The following is a 19,643-nucleotide window of genomic DNA, read 5'->3' as shown; positions in this document are numbered from 1 at the left end:
GCGTGAACGCGCCATGACCGAGACAGAGCGGCGGCAGGGCGGGCGGCCCCGCAGCGAACGCGCCGAGAAGGCCATCATCGAGGCCACCCTCGACCTCCTCGCCGAGGAGCCGGGGGTGGCGGGCCTGTCCATCGAGGCGGTCGCCGCCCGCGCCGGCGTCGGCAAGACGACCATCTACCGGCGCTGGCCCAGCAAGGACGCCCTGATCCTGGACGCGCTCGGCGCGGCCAAGGCGCCGCTGCCCGAGCCGTCCGGCGGGTCCGTCCGGGAGGACCTCGCCGAGCTGGCGCGGGCGCTGACCGACGAGCGCAAGCGCCGCTACTCGCGGTGCTTCTGGAACGTCGCCGGCAGCGCGGAGAAGCACCCCGAGCTGTACGCCCGCTACAAGCGCGACATCATCGAGCCGCGCCGCGACATCGTCCGCCGGGTGCTGCGGCGCGGGGTGGACAACGGGGAGCTGCGCGCCGACCTCGACGTCGAGGTGGCGATGTCGATGCTGCTCGGCTCGTTCGTCCCGAAGCGGCCGCAGGAGTCCTTCCCGGACGGCCACGCCGAGGCCGTCGTCGACACCCTCCTGCGCGGCATCGGCTCCGCCGCGCGATGACACGCATGCGACGGAACCGACGCGATTTCGGCACGGTAAGCGTGATCTTCTCCCCGAGCGACGGTGTCATGCCCCATACTGTCGCTGGGTAGTGCTAAGACGACCGGCTGTCTGGAGCGCGTCAGGTGAGATCCGTCATGGCGCCGCGAGGCGATGCGCCCGCCACCGATTCGGCGTCCCGGACCCTGGTCCTGGGCATCGACGGGGCCAGGCGGATCGTCCAGTGCGGGCCGAACGCCCGGTCGGTCCTCGGCCGGGCGCCCGAGGAGCTGATCGGCCGTCCCGCCACCGACCTGGTGGGGGACGAGGCCAAGGCCGAGCTCGAAGCCCTCCTGGAGGTCGGCGACCAGGAGCGCAACGGCGTGATGACCGTGCTGCGCGCCGACGGCGGGTCCGGCAACGCCCTCGTCACCGTGCAGCCGATGGTCGGCGGCGACGCGTCCGCCGCGCCCGCCGCGCTGCTGTTCGTCCGGGTGGAGCTGCCGCCCAGCGAGCGCTACCAGGACCCGTCCCTCATGCGCCGCGCGCTGATGGACGACCAGCTCACCCGGTTCGGCGCGTCCCTCGACCTCGACCAGTCCGCCCGCGGCCTCGTCGACGTGGTCGTCCCGCACTACTGCAACGCCGCGTCCGTGCTGGTGCTGGAGAGCCTGGTCGCCTCCGACGAGGTGCACAGCGAGTCCGGCTCGGCGGTGCTGCGCCGCATCGCGGTCACCTCCGACGACGGCAACCCGGCGTGGACGTCCACGTTCCCCGTCGGCGAGGTGCTCGTGTTCCCCGAGGGCACCCCGTACCGCCAGGTGATGGAGACGGCCCGGCCCGTCCACCTGCCGCACATCACCCTGGACGCGGCGAGCGAGATCGGCCGGCTGTGGCGGCGCGGGCCGGCCGGCGAGCTGCTGTCCGACGTGTCGATGGTGCTGCTGCCGATGATCGCGCGCGACACCCTGCTCGGCTTCATCGCCTGCACCCGCGTCCCCGGGTTCCGCAAGTTCGACGCCTACGACGTCGAGATCGGCATGGAGTTCGCGGCCCGCGCCGCGATCGTCATCGACAACGCCCGCCAGTTCAGCCGCGAGCGCTCCACCGCCCTCGCGCTGCAGCGCAGCCTGCTGCCGCTGCGGCTGTCGGCGCCGTCCTCGGTCGAGGTCCGGCACCGCTACCTGCCCGGCAGCAAGCTCGTCGAGGTCGGCGGCGACTGGTACGAGTCGATCGCGCTGCCCGGCGCCCGCGTCGCGCTGATCGTCGGGGACGTCGCCGGGCACGGCGTCCGCGCCGCCGTCACCATGGGCCGGCTGCGCACCGCGCTGCACACGCTCGCGAACCTGGAACTGCCGCCCGCCGACGCGCTGCACGTCATGCACGAGCTGATGATCGAGCTCGGCGAGCAGGAGCCGCACTTCGCCACCTGCGTGTACGCGGTGTACGACGCGACCACCGGCACGATCGAGATCGCGTCCGCCGGGCACCTGCCGCCGCTGCTCGCCGGCCCGACCGGCGACAACGAGTACCTGCAGGTCCCGCCCGCCCCGCCGCTCGGCGTCGCGGGCGGCGCCGCCATCGAGAGCCGCGAGTTCACCGTCGAGGACGGCAGCCTCTTCGTCATCTACACCGACGGCCTCGTCGAGAACCGGGGCCGCGACATCGACGACGGCCTCGCCCGCCTGCAGAAGATCTTCGGCCCGGACTCCGTCGACCGCCCCATGGAGGACCTCGCCAAGGCGACCCTCGCGGGCGTCTACGCCGACCAGCACCGCGACGACATCGCCGTCCTCATCGCCCGGCTGCGCCGCCTCCCCGAGGACCAGTACGCGTCCTGGACGCTGCCCGCCGACCCGGCCGCCGTCCGCCGCGCCCGCGGCCTCGTCCGGTCCCGGCTGGAGGAGTGGGGCCTGGAGGAGCTCGACTACACCACCGAGCTCCTCGCCTCGGAGCTCATCACCAACGCGCTCCGCTACGCTCCCGGCCCGATCGAGCTGCGCCTCCTCATGGAGCGCACCCTCGTCTGCGAGGTACTGGACCGGTCCGCCGCGCTGCCCCGCCTGCGCCGCGCCGAGGACGACGACGAGAACGGCCGCGGCCTCCTCGTCGTCAGCCAGCTCGCGCACCGGTGGGGCACCCGCCGCACCGCCGCCGGCAAGGTCGTCTGGTGCGAGCAGATCGTCCCCGGCGTCGACCCGGACGCCTCCGAACAGGTCCCCACCTGGCCCGAGGAGACCTGGCCCGGCGAAAACCACCACCGCGGTTAGCCCAGGGGGCGCCCCCCTGGAACCCCGTCACGAGCCGGTCGATCCTCACGCCACTGTTTCGGTGTGTTGTGACCGTGCGGGTTTGCCGGTGTCGCTGCGGTCGCCCGGCTCGGCGGGCATGCCCGCTCCGGGCGCTGGGCGCCCTCCGCGGGCATGCCCGTGGTGGCGGTTGGGGTTCGAGCTGAGGGAGGGCCGTGCTACTTTTCGCGCCAGCGGTTGGTGATGGGGAGGCGGCGGTCGCGGCCGAAGTTCTTCGGGGTGATCTTGGGGCCGGGCGGGTACTGGCGGCGCTTGTACTCGGCGATGTCGACCAGGCGGATGGCGCGGTCGACCAGGTCGGCGTGGTGGCCGGCGGCGATGAGCGCCTCGCGGCCCATGTCCCGTTCGACGTAGTCGGCCAGCACCGGATCGAGGACGCCGTACTCGGGCAGGGAGTCGCGGTCGCGCTGGCCGGGGCGCAGCTCGGCGGACGGCTCCTTGACGATGATCGCCTCGGGGATGGGCTCGTGCGCGAACGGGTGCAGGAACGGCAGGCCGGCGCCGGCCTGGGCGTTGCGCCACCGGGCGAGGTCCCAGACGGTGAGCTTGAAGACGTCCTTGATGGGGGCGAAGCCGCCGGCGGAGTCGCCGTAGAGGGTGGAGTAGCCGGTGGCGAGCTCGCTCTTGTTGCCGCCGGTCAGCACGAGGTGGCCGTGCTCGTTGGACAGCGCCATCCAGACGTTGGCGCGGATGCGGGCCTGGAGGTTCTCTTCGGCGAGGCCGTGCAGGTCGAGGTGCTTCTCGAACGCCTCCACCATGTCGGCGATGGGCACGATGCGGGAGTTGACGCCCTGGCGCTTGACGAGCTCCTCGGCGTCCACGACGGAGCCCTCGGAGGAGTAGCGGCTCGGCAGCAGGACTGCGTGCACGTTCTCCGGGCCGATCGCGTCGGAGGCGATGGTGGCGACGAGCGCCGAGTCGATGCCGCCGGACAGGCCGAGGACGACCGAGCGGAACCCGTTCTTGCGGACGTAGTCGCGGGTGCCGAGGACCAGGGCCGCGTAGATCTCGGCGAGGTCGTTCATGGGCTCGGCGGCGGTCTGCGGCAGCACCGTGTAGGCGGGCAGCGGGTCCGGGGTGAGGACGTGCCGGTCGATGGTGATCGTGGTGCCGTCCAGGGCGTCGACGGGCGTGCGGCCGGGCTCGGTGGACGCGTCGGCGGAGGGCAGCGCGAGGTCGGCGACGAGGAGGTGCTCGGCGAACTGGGGCGCGCGGGCGAGCGGTGTGCCGTCGGGGCCGACGATGACGGAGTCGCCGTCGAAGACGAGCTCGTCCTGGCCGCCGACCATGTTGACGTAGGCGAGGGCGCAGCCGGCCTCGCGGGCGCGTTCGGCGCACAGGTCGAGGCGGACGTCGTCCTTGTTGCGCTCGTAGGGGGAGGCGTTGATGGACAGGAGCAGCCCCGCGCCGGACGTGGAGGTGACGCTGACCGGGCCGCCGTCCTGCCAGAGGTCCTCGCAGATGACGGTGGCGACGTCGACGCCGTGGACGCGGACGACGGGCAGCCGGTCGCCGCGCACGAAGATGCGGTACTCGTCGAAGACGCCGTAGTTGGGGAGGTGGTGCTTGGCCGAGCGGACCAGCACCTCGCCGTTGTGCAGCCACGCGGCGGCGTCGAGCGGCGCCCCGGCGGGCTGCCCGGACCGGACGAGCCCGACCGTCCGGCGGTCGAGGTAGCCGGTGACGACGGGCAGGTCGCCGAGGCCCTCGCCGGCGAGCCGGCGGGCGAGCCGGTCCAGGGCCCGCCGGCACGCCTCGACGAAGGACGCGCGGAGCGCGAGGTCCTCCACCGGGTAGCCGGTCAGCATCATCTCGGGGAAGGCGACCAGGTGCGCGCCCGCGTCGGCGGCGCGCCGGGTCCATTCCACGATCAGATCGGCGTTGCCGTCGAGGTCGCCGACGGTCGGGTTCACCTGCGCGAGCGCGATCCTGAGCTGTGCCACCCTCCCAGGGTAGAACGCCGGAGGCGGTTTCGTCACTTTGACGAGAAGTGCGTGTCGAGCGCGGCGGCACTGCGGCGCCTGACCGCGGGGGCCAGCGCGAGCTGCGCCGCCGCCGCGACGAGGGCGAGACCCGCGCAGGTCAGCCACAGTGCGGACGCCCCGCCGGCGCCGAGCAGCTGGGTTCCGCCGAGCGGCGCCAGCAGGAAGCCGCCCGACCACGCCATCCCGTACAGGCCGCCGTACCGGCCGCGCAGATCCGCGGGCGCGAGGTCGGCGACGACCGCCTGCAGGACGGACGCCGCCGTGATCTCCCCGAGCGTCCACACCAGGATCGTCGCGGTGTAGGCGGCCACCGTCGAGGCCAGCGAGGTGAGCCCGTAGCCGACCCCGACGAGGGTGAACCCGGCGACCATCACCAGGCTGTGGTCGCGGCGGGCCAGCCACGCGTTCACCAGCGGCTGGACGATGATGATCAGCACCCCGTTCGCGGCGATCGCGAGGCCGTAGGCCTGCGGGCCGAGCCCGTCCTCCCTCATGGCCAGCGGCATCGTCGTCATCCCCTGCATGAGGACGAAGGTGTACACGAGCGTGACCAGCACGTACCCGACCATGACCCGGTCGCGGAGGGCCTGCCCGAACCCGCCGCGCCGCTCGTCGCGGACGTCCCGCGACCGCGTCTCCGGGACGGCCCGCCACACCAGCAGCCCGAACCCGGCGCAGGTGAGCGCGTCGATCCAGAACAGCCACAGGAAGCCCTGCTGCGCGAGCGTCCCGCCGAGGACCATCGCGACCGCCCAGCCGAGGTTGATCGCCCAGAACAGCAGCCCGAACGCGCGCGGGCGCTCGGCGGGGGAGATGATGTCGGCCACCATCGCCTGCGCGGCCGGCCGGTACATGTCCAGCAGGACGCCGAGCAGCAGCGCCGCCGCGACGATCGCGGCGATCCCCTGGGCGTAGCCGAGCGTGAGCATCGCCGCGCCGGTGCCGACGGTCGCGAGCGTCAGCGTCGCGCGCCGGCCGAGCCGGTCGGCGAGTACGCCGCCGGCGATCTGGCCGCCGAGCGAGCCCGTGCCGAGCACCGCCATCACCAGGCCGGCCTGCGCCAGCGACAACCCCCGCACGGTCGTCAGGTAGAGGCCGAGGAACGGCTCGACCATGGTGCCGAGCCGGTTGAGCAGGGTCCCCGCCCACAGCACCCAGAACGGCCGGGGGAAGCCGCCGACGCGCGGACGCAGGAACGCCGCGATCCTGCCCGGTGCGGGCGCGGCAGGAGTGTCGTCCAGAGTGGTCACTCGCACGATGGTGGGCGGTCCGCGCGATGTGCGGTAATCATTTAGCCTGGACTAAATGATCGAGTTCGTATTCGCGCCGGAGGACGTGGCCCGCGTCCGGTTCGCGTTCTCGCCGCTGTGGGAGATGGTGCTGAGCCTGCGGGTGCTCGGCGACCCGTCCGGGCACGCGCTGCACCTGCCGTGGGTGCACGCCGTCCGGCCCCGGCTGCGCGGCCTCGATCTCGGGCCGCTGCTGGAGGTCGTCCCGCCCACCGGGTACGCGCCCGACTTCCTGACCCCGCCGCCGGAGACCCCGCTGCCCGACCTCGCCGCCGAGCTGGAGACCGTCCTCGCCACCCCGCCGGACGTGGTCGCGTCCGAGTTGCTGCGGGTGGACCGGGCGCAGCGGTCCGGCCGCCGCCGCGCGGCGATGGCCGCCGACCCCGAGCGCACCCTCCGGATGCTCGCCGGCCTCCTCGAACGGTACTGGGCCGCCGCCGTCGAGCCGTGGTGGCCGCGCATCACCGACCTGCTGGAGGGCGACGTCCTGCGGCGCACGCGCGCCCTCACCGCGCAGGGTACGGCCGGGGTGTTCGGCGACCTGCACCAGACCGTCGCCTGGCGTGCGGGGACGCTGTCGGTGGAGCGGCCCTGGAGCTTCCGCGGCGAACTCGCCGGACGCGGCATGCTGCTCGTCCCCAGCGCGTTCGTGTGGCCGGACGTGTCGGTGATGGTGCCGCCCTACCAGCCGATGCTCAGCTATCCGCCGCGCGGCGTGGCGACGCTCTGGGAGAGCGGCCGGCCGGCCGCGCCCAGGTCGGACGCGCTCGCCGCGCTCGTCGGCCGGCGCCGCGCCGAACTGCTCGCCGCGCTGGCCCGGCCCGCGTCGACGACCGACCTGGCCGGGCGGCTGGGCGTGACGCCCGGCGCGGTCAGCCAGCACCTCGGTGTGCTGCGCGCCTGCGGGCTCGTCACCGGGCACCGCATGGGCCGCCGCGTCCTGTACGCCCGCACCCCCGCCGGCGACGCCCTCGCCGGCGGCTAGCGCAGCGAGGCGAGCGCGTCCAGCCGCAGCGTGCCGCTGCCGGGCGCCGACTCCCGCTCGTAGCGGCCGGACTCGGCGAGCCAGTCGAGGTGGGCGCGCGGAGTGTCCAGCAGCACCTTGACGACCTGCGCGGCGGCGGCGCGCTGCGCGACGGTCAACTCCAGCCGGTCCAGCATCTCCGGCAGCCGCCGCGCCGCCGTCCACGCCTCCTCCAGCCGGTCGACGATCTTCTCGGCGACCGCGGCGGCGGCCTGGCCGGCGTCCAGCCCGCGGGCGCGGGACAGCACGGCGGGCAGGTCGTGGACGTCGCCGCGGGCCGACTCCAGGTCGTGCGAGGCGAGGTCGTTGGACCAGGCCACGACGTCGGCGACGCCGTCGGCGAGGACCTTCCAGCGGGGCGTGCGCAGCAGCCGCGCCGGCAGTTCGACGCCGAGGACGGGCTCGACCAGGTCGTACATGAACGGCCCGCACGCCCGGCGGCGCAGCGGCGCGTACTGCGCCTCCGTCGGGACGTGCCGGATCCGGCGGTTGACCGACTCCTCCGCGCACCCGTCCCGGTGCGACTCCAGCTGCAGCATGAACCTGCGCCGCCAGTCGCGGCTCATGTCCTTGGAGGTGGTGTGCCACAGCTCCACCAGCGCCGCCTCCAGCGGCCGAGCGCCCGGCCGGGCGTGGCCGCGCCGCATCGCGCGCAGCAGGTCGTCGTACAGCGCGTGCACGGCGCTGCCGCTGTCGGCGAGCGGCGGATGGTCCATGGTGTCGTCCAGCGCGAGCGTCCAGACCAGCCAGCGCGCGAACAGGTCCACGCCGGCGAGGTCGGCGGACGGCAGTACGCGGGCGGCGAGCCGCTCGCAGCGGGCCCGGCCGAGCGGCGAGGTGTCCGGATCCCCGAGCACCAGGCCTCGGCCGCGCGCCCAGGCCTCCACCTGCGCGCACAGCCGCCACGACTCCGGGTGCATCGCCGACGGGGTCGCCAGCGCGGGCACCCGGTCGCTCATCGAGAGAAGAAGAGAGATGTCCACGGCACTGACCACGCTAATGATCACTTCGTCGAGCGACCATGATCGCCACGTCAATTTCCGGGAAACGGATCTCCGGGAGCGGTCATGTCCGTCCCGTCCGGTGGCCCCTGCCGGGTGCCGGTGCGGCATGCGATAGTTCGTTGATCAGCAACACGCCGAAAACAGGAGGAAGAGTGTCCAGAGGGACCGTGCGATGGGCACTGGGCGCCGGCCTGGCGGCCCTGGCGCTGACGGCGTCGGCGTGCGGCGGCGACGAGGGCGCCACCGTGCAGGGCGTGAAACTCATCGAGAAGGGCGCGCTGACGTCCTGCACCCACCTGCCGTACCCGCCGTTCCAGTCGGAGGACAAGAAGTCGGGCAAGGTCGTCGGCTTCGACGTCGACATCATCGACCTCGTCGCGAAGAAGCTCGGCGTCACGCAGAAGGTCGTCGACACCCCGTTCGAGACGATGAAGACGGGCGCGGCGCTGAACGCCGGCAAGTGCGACATCCAGATGGGCGGCATGACGATCAAGCCCGACCGGGTGAAGTTCATGGACGTCTCCGACCCGTACTTCGACGCCACCCAGTCGCTGATGGCGAAGAAGGGCGGCGGCGTCGCCTCGCTGGACGACGTGAAGGCCAAGAAGCTGAAGCTGGGCTCCCAGGCGGGCACGACCGGTGAGGACTACGTCAAGGGCAAGGGCTTCGACCCGCGCTCGTTCGACAACTCCAACGCCGAGCTCAACGGGCTGCGCACCGGCCAGGTCGACGTCATCGTGCAGGACGACCCGGTCGTCAAGGGCTGGCTGAAGGACCCGGCGAACTCCGCGTACGAGATCGTCGCGAACCTGAACACCGGTGAGCAGTACGGCATGTGGATGCGCAAGGGCCACAACCCCGAGCTGGTCAAGCTCACCGACCAGGTGATCGCGCAGGCCAAGTCGGACGGCACCTACAAGAAGATCTACGAGAAGTGGATCGGTCCGATGCCCGCGGGCGCCGGCGGCGGCTCGTGACCGCGGAGCCGATCGGGGCGGCGGCGCCGGGCGGTATGTCCCGCCGGCGCCGCCGGCAGCTGTCGCTCGGCGGGCAGTACGGGGTCTTCGCGCTGGTCGTGGTCCTGGTCGTGCTGCTGGCCGACTGGGGCACCCTGCGGCTCAACTTCGCGAACTGGGAGGTCGCGAAGAGCCTGTTCCCCGACATCATCACCGTCGGGCTGCGCAACACCGCCGTGTACACCGCGGTCGGGTTCGGCCTCGGGCTCGGCGGCGGGCTGGTCGTGGCGCTGATGCGGCTGTCGTCCGTCGCCCCGTACCGGTGGTTCGCCACCACCTACATCGAGATCTTCCGCGGCCTGCCGCTGCTGCTGATCTTCATTTTCGTGGGCGTCGGCGTGCCGCTGGCCTTCCCCGGCACGAACATCCCGGGCGGCGCCGCCGGGCAGGCGGGCCTGGCGCTCGGGCTCGCCGCGACCGCCTACATGGCGGAGACGATCCGGGCCGGGATCGAGGCCGTCCCCAAGGGGCAGATGGAGGCGGCGCGCTCGCTCGGCATGTCCCGCGCCCGCGCGATGCGGTCGATCATCATCCCGCAGGCGTTCCGGATCATCATCCCGCCGCTCACGAACGAGCTGGTGCTGCTCTGCAAGGACTCCTCGCTCGTGCTGTTCCTCGGCATCACGCTGGAGCAGCGCGAGCTCACCAAGTTCGGCCGCGACCTCGCGGGCGAGCAGGGCAACACGACCCCGATCATCGTGGCCGGGATCTGCTATCTGATCATCACGATCCCGCTGAGCCTGCTGGCCCGGCGGCTGGAGGCGCGGCAGCGCAGGGGGCAGCGATGACGACCCTCGACACGGGGACGAACGCGAACGCGATCGAGATCACGGGCCTGCGCAAGTCGTTCGGGGCGAACGAGGTGCTGCGCGGCATCGACTTCCACGTCGAGCGGGGCGAGGTCGTCTGCGTGATCGGCCCGTCCGGGTCGGGCAAGTCGACGCTGCTGCGCTGCGTCAACCTGCTGGAGGAGCCGTCGGCCGGAACGATCCGGGTCGCCGGCGCCGACGTCACCGACCCGGAGGTGGACATCGACGCCGTCCGCCGCCGCATCGGCATGGTGTTCCAGTCCTTCAACCTGTTCCCGCACCTGACGGCGATCGGCAACGTCATGATCGCGCAGCGGAAGGTGCTGAAGCGGGACAAGGCGGAGGCCGAGAAGATCGCGCGGGAGAACCTGGAGCGGGTCGGGCTCGCCGACAAGGTCGGCTCCTATCCGGCGCAGCTGTCCGGCGGCCAGCAGCAGCGGGTGGCGATCGCCCGCGCGCTGGCGATGGGCCCGGAGGTGATGCTGTTCGACGAGCCGACGTCCGCCCTCGACCCCGAACTGGTCGGCGACGTGCTCGGCGTGATGCGCTCTCTCGCCGAGGCGGGGATGACGATGCTCGTCGTCACCCACGAGATGAGCTTCGCGCAGGAGGTCGCCGACAGGGTGGTGTTCATGGACGGCGGCGTGGTCGTCGAGGAGGGCCCGCCGCAGCGGGTGATCGCCGATCCGGCGCACGAGCGGACCAGGACGTTCCTGTCCCGCGTCCTCGATCCGGCCGCCGCGCGGATCGGGGAGGGCGAGTAGTCGGATATCTTCCCGTCAGCGGGAAAGGCCGGACGTAACGTCGCGGTAACAGCGACCGGGCATACTGCGAGGTAGCCGGACCGTCTCTCGCGGCCGGCATGCGTCCCCCCGCCCCATGACACCGGCAGGGCAGTACCGAGGGAGAAGGCATTGGACCGTCAGCAGGAGTTCGTGCTCCGCACGCTGGAGGAGCGCGACATCCGCTTCATCCGGCTGTGGTTCACCGACGTGCTCGGGTTCCTGAAGTCGGTGGCCGTCGCCCCCGCCGAGCTGGAGGGCGCGTTCGGCGAGGGCATCGGCTTCGACGGGTCGGCGATCGAGGGCTTCGCCCGGGTCTATGAGGCCGACATGATCGCCAAGCCGGATCCGTCGACCTTCCAGGTGCTGCCCTGGCGCTCGGAGTCGCCCGGCGTGGGGCGGATGTTCTGCGACATCCTCATGCCGGACGGGACGCCGAGCTTCGCCGACCCCCGCTACGTCCTGAAGCGGGCGCTGTCGCGGGCCGCCGACCTCGGGTTCACCTTCTACACCCATCCCGAGATCGAGTTCTTCCTGCTCAACGACAAGCCGGAGGACGGCCGCGAGCCCGAGCCCGCCGACTCCGGCGGCTACTTCGACCACACCCCGCACAGCGCCGCGCACGACTTCCGGCGCAACGCGATCATGATGCTGGAGGCGATGGGCATCTCGGTGGAGTACAGCCACCACGAGGGCGCCCCGGGCCAGCAGGAGATCGACCTCCGGTACGCGGACGCGCTCACCACCGCCGACAACATCATGACGTTCCGGCTGGTGATGAAGGAGGTCGCGCTGGAGCAGGGCGTGAACGCGTCCTTCATGCCGAAGCCGTTCACCGAGCACCCCGGCTCGGGCATGCACACGCACATGTCGCTGTTCGAGGGCGACCGCAACGCCTTCTACGAGCCGGGCGCGGAGTTCAAGCTGTCCAAGGTCGGGCGGGCGTTCATCGCCGGGCTGCTGCGGCACTCGGCGGAGATCACCGCGGTGTGCAACCAGTGGGTCAACTCCTACAAGCGGCTGTGGGGCAACGTCGGGTCGGCCGCCGGCGCGGGGGGAGAGGCCCCGTCCTACATCTGCTGGGGGCACAACAACCGGTCGGCGCTCGTCCGCGTCCCGATGTACAAGCCGCACAAGGGCCACTCGACCCGCATCGAGTTCCGGTCGCTGGACACCGCCGCGAACCCCTATCTGGCGTTCGCGGCGATCCTCGGCGCCGGGCTGAAGGGCATCGAGGAGGGCTACGAGCTGCCGCCGGGCGCGGAGGACGACGTGTGGGCGCTGACCCCCGCCGAGCGGCGTGCCCTCGGCATCGAGCCGCTGCCGCAGGACCTCGACGACGCGATCCACGCGATGGAGCGCAGCGAGCTGATGGCGGACGTCCTCGGCGAGCACGTGTTCGACTTCTTCCTGCGCAACAAGCGGCAGGAGTGGGAGGACTACCGCCGGCAGGTGACCGAGTTCGAGCGCAAGCGGCTGCTGGCGGTGCTCTGACCACCGTCCTCCAGCCCCCACCCACCGCCATTCAACGGACGAGCACCGCTCGACGCCCGTCCTCCAGCCCCCACCCACCGCCATTCAACGGACGAGCACCGCTCGACGCCCCTCCGGTTTACGGTTGACCTGTGACCGAGTCCCGGACGCCCGAACGCCGTTCCTCCTCACTTGCCGGGCGCCTGGCGCGGCTCGGCTTCACCGACGCGGCGCGGGCCGAGTGGCTGCTGCGGGACGCCGAGCGCGGCACCGGGTCGCGTCCCGCCGATGAGCTGCTCGACGCCCTCGGCGGCACCGCCGACCCCGACCTCGCGCTGGACGGGCTGCTGCGCCTGCTCGCGTCCGCCGAGGAGAAGGGCGTGGCCGGTGAGCTGCGCGCGGCCCTCGCCGCCGAGCCGGGGACGCGGGAGCGGCTGACCGCCGTCCTCGGCGTGAGCGCCGCGCTCGGCGACCACCTGGCCCGGCACCCGGACCACTGGCGGGTGCTGCGCGACGGACCGCCACCGGAGGGAGACCCCCGCGCGGAACTGCTGGCCGCCGTGGGCGCCGACCCGTCCGCGGACGAGCCAGTGGCCGGCGGGGACTCCCTCGTCGCGCTGCGCGTCGCCTACCGCCGGCGGCTGCTCGCGCTGGCCGGGCGCGACCTGATCGGCGCGGCGGACGTCGCCGAGGTCGCCGCCGAGCTGGCCGACCTCGCCGCCGCCGCGCTGGAGGCGGGCCTCGCGATCGCCCGCGCCGGCGTCCCCGAGCACGGGACGTGCCGGCTCGCCGTGATCGGCATGGGCAAGGCCGGGGGCCGCGAGCTGAACTATGTGAGCGACGTCGACGTGATCTTCGTGGCGGAGCCGCGCGACGGTGGGGTGGCGGAGCCGCGCGACGGTGGGGTGGCGGGCGAGGACGCCGCGCTGCGCACCGCGACGCGGCTGGCGTCGGCGATGATGCGGGCGTGCTCGGCGAGTACCGAGGAGGGCGCGCTCTGGGAGGTCGACGCGGCGCTGCGCCCGGAGGGCAAGGCCGGGCCGCTGGTGCGGACCCTCGCCAGCCATCGCGCCTACTACGAGCGGTGGGCGAAGACGTGGGAGTTCCAGGCGCTGCTGAAGGCCCGCCCCGTCGCCGGGGACGCCGATCTCGGCGACCGCTACGTCGACATGATCACCCCGATCGTGTGGAAGGCGGCCGAGGGCGAGAGCTTCGTCGAGGACGTCCAGGCGATGCGCCGCCGCGTCGAGGCCGACCTGAACCAGCGGACCGCCGACTCCGAGCGGCAGCTGAAGCTGGGGCCGGGCGGGCTGCGCGACGTCGAGTTCTCGGTGCAGCTGCTCCAGCTCGTGCACGGCCGCGCCGATGAGACGCTGCGGGCCCGCGGCACGCTCACCGCGCTCGCCGACCTGTCGCGGGGCGGCTACGTCGGGCGCGACGACGCGGCGGCGCTGACCTCGGCGTACCGGTTCCTGCGGCGGGTGGAGCACCTCGTCCAGCTGCACCGGCTGCGCCGCACCCATCTCGTCCCGGACGACGAGGACGGCCTGCGCCGCCTCGGCCGGGCGCTCGGCCTGCGCACCGACCCGGTGGGGGAGTTCACCTCGCTGTGGCGGCGGCACGCGCGCGAGGTCCGCCGCATCCACGAGAAGCTGTTCTACCGGCCGCTGCTGCGGGCCGTCGCGCGGCTGCCGGGGGAGGAGGCGCGGCTCACCCCGGAGGCCGCCCGGACCCGGCTGGAGGCGCTCGGCTACGCCGACCCGGCGGGCGCGCTCCGGCACATCGAGGCGCTGTCGGCGGGCGTCTCGCGGCGGGCCGCGATCCAGCGGACGCTGCTGCCGGTGATGCTCGGCTGGTTCGCCGACGCGCCCGACCCGGACGCGGGGCTGCTCGGGTTCCGGCAGGTCAGCGACGCGCTCGGCACGACGCCCTGGTATCTGCGGCTGCTGCGGGACGAGGTGACGGTCGCCGAGCGGATGGCGTGGGTGCTCGGCTCCAGCCGCTATGCCACCGACCTGCTGCTGCGCGCCCCCGAGGCGGTCGCGCTGCTCGGCGGCGAGGGCGACCTGGCCCCGCGCCCGGAGGAGGCGCTGCGCGCGGAGGCCCTGGCCGCCGTCCGGCGGCATGCCGAGGGGAGCCGGCCGGCGGAGGAGGCGGTCGGGGTGGTGCGCGGGCTGCGCCGCCGGGAGCTGTTCCGGGTCGCGGTCGCCGACCTGCTCGGCCTGGCCGGCGTCCGGGCGGTCGGGGACGCCCTCACCGGCATCGCGACCGTCACGATCGAGGCCGCGCTGCAGGCCGCCGTCAACAAGATCGAGATGGAGTCGCGGTCGCCGCTGCCGACCCGGCTGGCCGTCGTCGCGATGGGCCGGTTCGGCGGGCACGAGCTCGGCTACGGCAGCGACGCCGACGTGATGTTCGTGCACGAGCCGCTGCCCGGCGCGGACGAGGCGGCCGCCGGGCGCGCCGCGCACGCCGTCGCCGAGGAGCTGCGCCGGCTCCTCGCGCTGCCCGCGCCCGACCCGCCGCTGGAGATCGACCCGAACCTGCGCCCGGAGGGCCGGCAGGGCCCGCTGGTGCGGACGCTGGCGTCCTACGCCGCGTACTACGCCCGCTGGTCGGAGCCGTGGGAGGCGCAGGCGCTGCTGCGCGCGGACCCGCTGATCGGGGACGCGGGGCTGCGCGACCGGTTCCGGGCGCTGATCGACCCGGTCCGCTGGCCGGAGGGCGGCATCGGCGAGGACGCCGTCCGGCAGATCCGGCGGCTGAAGGCGCGGATGGAGTCGGAGCGGCTGCCGCGCGGCGTCGAGCGGCGGCTGCACACCAAGCTGGGGCCGGGCGGCCTCGCCGACGTGGAGTGGGTCGCGCAGCTCCTGCAGCTCAAGTACGCGCACGACGTCCCGGGGCTGCGCACCACCCGCACGCTGGACGCGCTGGACGCCGCCGTCGGGGCCCGGCTGCTGGACGCCGGCGACGCCGAGGTCCTCGCGGAGGCGTGGTGCCTGGCCACCCGCATCAGGGGCTCGATCATGCTGGTGCGGGGCCGCGCGTCCGACCTGCTGCCGACCGACCACCGCCGGGAGCGCAGTGCCGTCACCCGCGTCCTGGGGTATCCGGGGCCGGGGGACCTGCTGGAGGACTACCGCCGGCACACCCGCCGCGCGCGGGCCGTCGTCGACCGGGTCTTCTACGGGGCGGAGTGAGGGACTACTACCAGAGTCGTAGGCGTACTACCGGGCGAGTACGCCGGTCACGGCCGGCTGGCCCGGCACGTGGCGGCGGACCCGGCCGCCCCGGAGCGGCTCGCGCCGCGCCCGGTGCGCTGCGCGAGCCGGTGCAAGATGCGGGCCCGCGCGATGATGAGCGGCGCGGGGCAGCGCATGTAGAGCAGCCACGACACCCAGAGCGCGCCGCCGATCAGCGCCATCCCCGCCACCGCGTCCAGGACGTAGTGGTTGGCGGTGGACAGGATCACGAACACGGTCGTCGCCGGGTAGAGCGCGCCGAGGATCTTCGCCCACGGCTGCGTCGCCAGCCTGACCAGGATGATCCCGCACCACAGCGACCAGCCGGCGTGCATCGACGGCATCGCCGCGTACTGGTTGGTCAGGCTCCCGGACGCGTCGCTGGCGTACAGGCCGAGCGAGTGCAGCGCGGTCACCGGATCGACGAAGCCCTCGCTGTGCAGGAACCTCGGCGGGGCGAGGGGGTAGAGCCAGAAGCCGATCAGCGCCACCCCGGTGGCGATCATGATGGAGGCGCGGAGCCACCGGTAGTGCTGCGGCCGGTAGCGGTACAGCCAGACGACGATGCCCAAGGTCACGATGAAGTGCATCGTCGCGTAGAAGATGTTGGCGGTGCGCGCCAGCCACGGCTCGGCCAGCAGCGTGTGGTTGAGGTGCAGCTCGACGTCCAGCCCCAGGTACTGCTCGAAGCGCAGGATCTCTTCCGCGTGGGCGAACGCCGGGCCGGTGCCGTCCTGAACCAGGACGATGCGCGTCAGCGTATACCCGGTGTAGAAGAGGACCACCAGCAGGAGCTCACGCCAGACCGGTGGCGCGGTGACCACCCGGTACCGCATTCTCGCGGCGGCCTGGCCTCTGCGGGCTGCTGGGGGGGCGGGTTGAGCCATGCTACCTATCTTTGCCTCGGGGCCCCCTGAATGAGATCACCGCAATGAATGGTCTTCATCTCAGCCTTGAGTAGTACGACCCTGATGCGGCATCCGGACTTTCGGGGGAGGGGCCTCGGGGACGCCGGGCGGATCCCTCCTCACTCTTCCCTCGCGCGGAGCCTATGGAGTTGATCAGGAGTCAGCATAGGAGGCCCTGGGTAGGTCCCGATCGCCCCCCGCGACTCGAACAGGGGGACGAATGGTCGAGTATCGGGCCATATCCGGCATTGCGCTGCTGTCCGCCGCTGCGCTGGCCGTTTCCGGACTGATCTCCCTCTCAAGAACGACTGGACAGCGGCACACGACGGCCCGCGCGCCCCGCGCGGCGATCAGCAGGTCCCGCACCGTGTCCCTGACCCGGCCCGTCCTCGCGCCCCCCGTCCGGCCGCCGGCCTGGAAGCGCTGCACCGGGCTGCCGTCCCCGCCGCCGGGGGCCGGACCCGCGCCGGCCGGCCTCCGGTGCGCGACGCTCCGGGTGCCGCTCGACTACGCCGCGCCGTCCGGCGCGAAGATCGGCCTCGCCCTCGTCAAGGTGCCGGCGACGGACCGGCGGCACCGCATCGGCTCGCTGCTGTTCAACTTCGGCGGGCCCGGAGGCGCCGGCGTCGACACCCTCGCGCAGGTCGCCGGCCGGTACGGCGACCTGCGCACCCGGTACGACCTGATCGGCTTCGACCCTCGCGGCGTCGGACGCAGCACCCACGTCCGGTGCGTGAGCGACCGCAGCCTGGACAAGCTCGCCGCCATCGACGACAGCCCCGACACCACCGCCGAGGAGACCGCCTACATCAACGCCCGCGCCGGCTACGTGCGGCAGTGCGAGGCACGCTCAGGCGACCTGCTGCCCCACGTCGGCACCGTCAACGCGGCCCGCGACATGGAGATGATCCGCATCGCGCTCGGCGACGGGAAGCTGCGCTACTTCGGCATCTCCTACGGCACCTGGCTCGGCGGCGTCTACGCCCACCAGTTCCCCGGCTCCGTCGGACGGGCCGTCCTCGACGGCGCCGTCGACACCGGGATCGGCAGTGTGGACCTCGCCCTGCAGCAGGCCGCCGCGTTCCAGCGCGCCCTCGGCGGCTTCGCCGCCGCCTGCGCCCGCCTCGGCCGCAAGGCGTGCCCGCTCGGCGCGGACGGCCCGTCGGTCGCCGCGTCCACCGGCCGGATCCTCGCCGGGCTCGACCGGAGGCCGCTCCCCACCTCGTCCGGCCGCGAACTCACCCAGAGCCTCGGCACGACCGGCGTCGCCGCCGCGCTGTACTCCCGGAACGCCTGGCCGTACCTCGCCCAGGGCCTCGTGGACGCGCTGAAACGCCGCGACGGGTCGCTGCTGCTGATGCTCGCCGACGCCCGGAACGGCCGCGGACAGGACGGCACGTACGGCAGCCTGTCGGCCGCCAACACCGCCATCACCTGCGCCGACACCCCCGACCGCCCCATCCCCGCCGACGTCCGCCGGCTGCTGCCGAAGTTCCGCGACGCCTCACCGGTCTTCGGGACGTCGATGGCGTGGGGCCTGCTCCAGTGCACCGGCTGGCCGGTGCCGGGCGACGCGGCGGCCCGCGAGGTGTCGGCGCCGTCCGCCGCGCCGATCCTCGTCGTCGGCACCACCGGCGACCCGGCCACCCCCTACGCGTGGGCGCCCGCCCTGACGCGGGAACTCGGCGGCAGGGCCACGCTCCTCACCCTGCGCGGGCAGGGGCACGGCGCCTACGACACGGGCGACCCGTGCGTCCGCGAGGCCGTCAACGCCTACCTCCTGCGCGGCGCGCTGCCCGCCGCCGGCGCCGTCTGCGGCTAGACGATCTGCTCGACCTTCTTCGGCTCCCGCAGGGCCTCGCCGACCGTGCAGTACCTCTCGTGGACGCGCGCGGCCACGGCCTTCAGCACGTCCTCCGCCTTCTCGTCGCCCTCGGGGAGCTCGACGTCGTAGGCGACCGTGATCGTGCCCAGCGTGCTCGTCGCGACCTTGTCGGCCTGGACGGTCGCGGCGAGCCGCGCCATCCGGTGCCCGCGCTGCGCGGTCAGCGGCTCCACGGTGACCAGCTCGCAGCCGCCGAGCGCCGCCAGCAGCAGCTCGACGGGAGTGAAGGCGCCCTCGGTGTCCCCGTCGCCGATGGCGACCTTCGCACCCCGCGCGTTGACGGCCTGGAACCCGTCCCCGGTGCGCTCCACCCTGACCTCGGCCATGGCATCCCCTTTGATCGTCCGGTGTCCGCCCACGTGAACACGGCGTCCGGGCGCGTTCTTCCCCGGCCGATCCGCGTTTCACGGGCGGTCACGGGGTACGCGCGGCGTAGGGCGGCCGCAGACCGGGCCGCCGCCGGAATGCACGACATCATCGCTTCGGGGGGACCGATGGGTCACATCAAGGTACGCGACGGCTCGGAGATCTACTACAAGGACTGGGGGCAGGGGCAGCCGGTCATCTTCAGCCACGGCTGGCCGCTGAACGCCGACGCGTGGGACGACCATCTGAAGGCGGTCGCCGACGCCGGCTACCGCGCCATCGCGCACGACCGCCGGGGGCACGGCCGCTCGTCCCAGCCGTGGCGGGGCTACGACTTCGACACGTTCGCCGACGACCTGAGCGACCTGATCGACGCGCTCGGCGTGTGGGACGTCGTCCTGGTCGCGCACTCGATGGGCGGCGGCGAACTGGCCCGCTACATCGGCCGGCACGGCACGAGCCGGGTGTCCAAGGCGGTGCTGCTGTCGGCGATCCCGCCGGTGATGATGCAGAGCGACGCCAACCCGGAAGGGGTGCCCGCCCAGGTGTTCGAGGACATCAAGAAGGGCATCCTGGCGGAGCGGTCGCAGTTCTGGAAGGACACCTCCGAGGTGTTCTTCGGCGCGAACCGGCCCGGCTCCGCGGCGACCCAGGGCAACCGGGACGCGTTCTGGTTCATGGCGATGCAGGAGAGCATCAAGGCGGGGGTGGACTGCGTGACCGCGTTCGCCGAGACCGACTTCACCGAGGATCTGGGCAAGTTCGACATCCCGACGCTCGTCGTGCACGGCGACGACGACCAGATCGTCCCGATCGACGCGACCGCCCGCAAGACCGCGCAGATCATTCCCAACGCCACCCTGAAGGTCTACGAGGGCGCCTCGCACGGCCTCGCGCTGGTGCCGGGCCACAAGGAGCGCTTCACCCAGGACCTGCTGGACTTCCTGCGGAGCTGACGCGCCGACGAC

At 73.2% G+C, this 19,643-nt stretch carries 15 protein-coding genes; 10 read left to right on the top strand and 5 right to left on the bottom strand.

Annotation, left to right across the window (positions count from 1 at the left end):
• Positions 1-13: 13 nt before the first annotated feature.
• Positions 14-604 carry a TetR/AcrR family transcriptional regulator gene (locus tag AL2_RS08270; RefSeq protein ID WP_067631579.1) on the top strand — a complete coding sequence of 197 codons (591 nt, stop codon included), beginning with the start codon at positions 14-16 and terminating at the stop codon, positions 602-604.
• 137 nt (positions 605-741) lie between these two features.
• Positions 742-2,853 carry a SpoIIE family protein phosphatase gene (locus AL2_RS08265; RefSeq protein WP_067631577.1) on the top strand — a complete coding sequence of 704 codons (2,112 nt, stop codon included), beginning with the start codon at positions 742-744 and terminating at the stop codon, positions 2,851-2,853.
• Positions 2,854-3,050: 197 nt separating this feature from the next.
• Here the strand turns inward: AL2_RS08265 and AL2_RS08260 are convergent, their stop codons facing one another.
• Together AL2_RS08260 and AL2_RS08255 are read right to left on the bottom strand one after the other, a co-directional pair.
• Positions 3,051-4,835, bottom strand: a complete 1,785-nt coding sequence (locus AL2_RS08260; RefSeq protein ID WP_067631575.1) for an NAD+ synthase — start codon at positions 4,833-4,835, stop codon at positions 3,051-3,053.
• Positions 4,836-4,867: 32 nt separating this feature from the next.
• On the bottom strand, positions 4,868-6,127 hold the full coding sequence (locus tag AL2_RS08255; RefSeq protein ID WP_157438055.1) for an MDR family MFS transporter: 1,260 nt from the start codon (positions 6,125-6,127) through the stop codon (positions 4,868-4,870).
• A gap of 55 nt (positions 6,128-6,182) precedes the next feature.
• Between AL2_RS08255 and AL2_RS08250 the strand changes: the two genes are divergently transcribed.
• On the top strand, positions 6,183-7,151 hold the full coding sequence (locus tag AL2_RS08250; protein ID WP_067631573.1) for an ArsR/SmtB family transcription factor: 969 nt from the start codon (positions 6,183-6,185) through the stop codon (positions 7,149-7,151).
• Here AL2_RS08250 and AL2_RS08245 read toward each other — a convergent pair.
• Complete coding sequence (locus AL2_RS08245; protein ID WP_210748538.1) at positions 7,148-8,149, bottom strand: terpene synthase family protein; 1,002 nt, start codon at positions 8,147-8,149, stop codon at positions 7,148-7,150. The genes AL2_RS08250 and AL2_RS08245 overlap by 4 nt on opposite strands.
• Before the next feature lie 197 nt (positions 8,150-8,346).
• Between AL2_RS08245 and AL2_RS08240 the strand changes: the two genes are divergently transcribed.
• The 5 genes from AL2_RS08240 to AL2_RS08220 all read left to right on the top strand — a co-directional run bounded on the left by AL2_RS08240 (position 8,347) and on the right by AL2_RS08220 (position 15,474).
• Positions 8,347-9,171 carry a substrate-binding periplasmic protein gene (locus AL2_RS08240; RefSeq protein ID WP_067631569.1) on the top strand — a complete coding sequence of 275 codons (825 nt, stop codon included), beginning with the start codon at positions 8,347-8,349 and terminating at the stop codon, positions 9,169-9,171.
• A complete protein-coding gene (locus AL2_RS08235; protein ID WP_245666439.1) occupies positions 9,129-9,998 on the top strand; it encodes an amino acid ABC transporter permease in 870 nt (289 codons plus the stop codon). The genes AL2_RS08240 and AL2_RS08235 overlap by 43 nt, the downstream gene beginning before the upstream one ends.
• A complete protein-coding gene (locus AL2_RS08230) occupies positions 9,995-10,783 on the top strand; it encodes an amino acid ABC transporter ATP-binding protein (RefSeq protein ID WP_067631567.1) in 789 nt (262 codons plus the stop codon). The genes AL2_RS08235 and AL2_RS08230 overlap by 4 nt, the downstream gene beginning before the upstream one ends.
• A 150-nt stretch (positions 10,784-10,933) precedes the next feature.
• Complete coding sequence (glnA2, locus tag AL2_RS08225) at positions 10,934-12,295, top strand: gamma-glutamylpolyamine synthetase GlnA2 (RefSeq protein ID WP_067631565.1); 1,362 nt, start codon at positions 10,934-10,936, stop codon at positions 12,293-12,295.
• A gap of 131 nt (positions 12,296-12,426) precedes the next feature.
• The gene (locus tag AL2_RS08220) at positions 12,427-15,474 is read left to right on the top strand and encodes a bifunctional [glutamine synthetase] adenylyltransferase/[glutamine synthetase]-adenylyl-L-tyrosine phosphorylase (RefSeq protein WP_067631563.1); all 3,048 of its coding nucleotides are present in this window, start codon (positions 12,427-12,429) and stop codon (positions 15,472-15,474) included.
• 47 nt (positions 15,475-15,521) lie between these two features.
• On the opposite strand, the gene AL2_RS08215 is transcribed toward AL2_RS08220, so the two are convergent.
• Complete coding sequence (locus tag AL2_RS08215) at positions 15,522-16,403, bottom strand: phosphatase PAP2 family protein (RefSeq protein WP_245666437.1); 882 nt, start codon at positions 16,401-16,403, stop codon at positions 15,522-15,524.
• Positions 16,404-16,644: 241 nt separating this feature from the next.
• On the opposite strand from AL2_RS08215, the gene AL2_RS08210 reads away from it, so the two are divergent.
• Positions 16,645-18,246 carry an alpha/beta hydrolase gene (locus AL2_RS08210; RefSeq protein WP_083946204.1) on the top strand — a complete coding sequence of 534 codons (1,602 nt, stop codon included), beginning with the start codon at positions 16,645-16,647 and terminating at the stop codon, positions 18,244-18,246.
• On the opposite strand, the gene AL2_RS08205 is transcribed toward AL2_RS08210, so the two are convergent.
• The gene (locus tag AL2_RS08205; RefSeq protein ID WP_067631557.1) at positions 18,243-18,635 is read right to left on the bottom strand and encodes an OsmC family protein; all 393 of its coding nucleotides are present in this window, start codon (positions 18,633-18,635) and stop codon (positions 18,243-18,245) included. The genes AL2_RS08210 and AL2_RS08205 overlap by 4 nt on opposite strands.
• 168 nt (positions 18,636-18,803) lie before the next feature.
• Here AL2_RS08205 and AL2_RS08200 point away from each other — a divergent pair, with 168 nt between their 5' ends.
• Entirely contained in the window at positions 18,804-19,631 is an 828-nt protein-coding gene (locus tag AL2_RS08200; RefSeq protein WP_067631555.1) for an alpha/beta fold hydrolase, read from the top strand.
• Positions 19,632-19,643 lie beyond the last annotated feature (12 nt).

It is taken from the genome of Actinomadura latina NBRC 106108 (genome assembly GCF_001552195.1).
GTDB lineage: Bacteria > Actinomycetota > Actinomycetes > Streptosporangiales > Streptosporangiaceae > Spirillospora > Spirillospora latina.
Note: the sequence above shows the minus strand (reverse complement) of the source record. Positions and strands in the feature narration are given on the sequence as shown.

Excerpts from the sequence above, each read along its gene's own strand:
- AL2_RS08215 (WP_245666437.1), bottom strand. The coding sequence starts at position 16,403 with ATGGCTCAACCCGCCCCCCCAGCAGCCCGCAGAGGCCAGGCCGCCGCG.
- AL2_RS08250 (WP_067631573.1), top strand. The coding sequence starts at position 6,183 with ATGATCGAGTTCGTATTCGCGCCGGAGGACGTGGCCCGCGTCCGGTTC.
- AL2_RS08245 (WP_210748538.1), bottom strand. The coding sequence starts at position 8,149 with ATGAGCGACCGGGTGCCCGCGCTGGCGACCCCGTCGGCGATGCACCCG.
- AL2_RS08205 (WP_067631557.1), bottom strand. The coding sequence starts at position 18,635 with ATGGCCGAGGTCAGGGTGGAGCGCACCGGGGACGGGTTCCAGGCCGTC.
- AL2_RS08230 (WP_067631567.1), top strand. The coding sequence starts at position 9,995 with ATGACGACCCTCGACACGGGGACGAACGCGAACGCGATCGAGATCACG.
- AL2_RS08210 (WP_083946204.1), top strand. The coding sequence starts at position 16,645 with ATGGTCGAGTATCGGGCCATATCCGGCATTGCGCTGCTGTCCGCCGCT.
- AL2_RS08270 (WP_067631579.1), top strand. The coding sequence starts at position 14 with ATGACCGAGACAGAGCGGCGGCAGGGCGGGCGGCCCCGCAGCGAACGC.
- AL2_RS08200 (WP_067631555.1), top strand. The coding sequence starts at position 18,804 with ATGGGTCACATCAAGGTACGCGACGGCTCGGAGATCTACTACAAGGAC.
- AL2_RS08265 (WP_067631577.1), top strand. The coding sequence starts at position 742 with ATGGCGCCGCGAGGCGATGCGCCCGCCACCGATTCGGCGTCCCGGACC.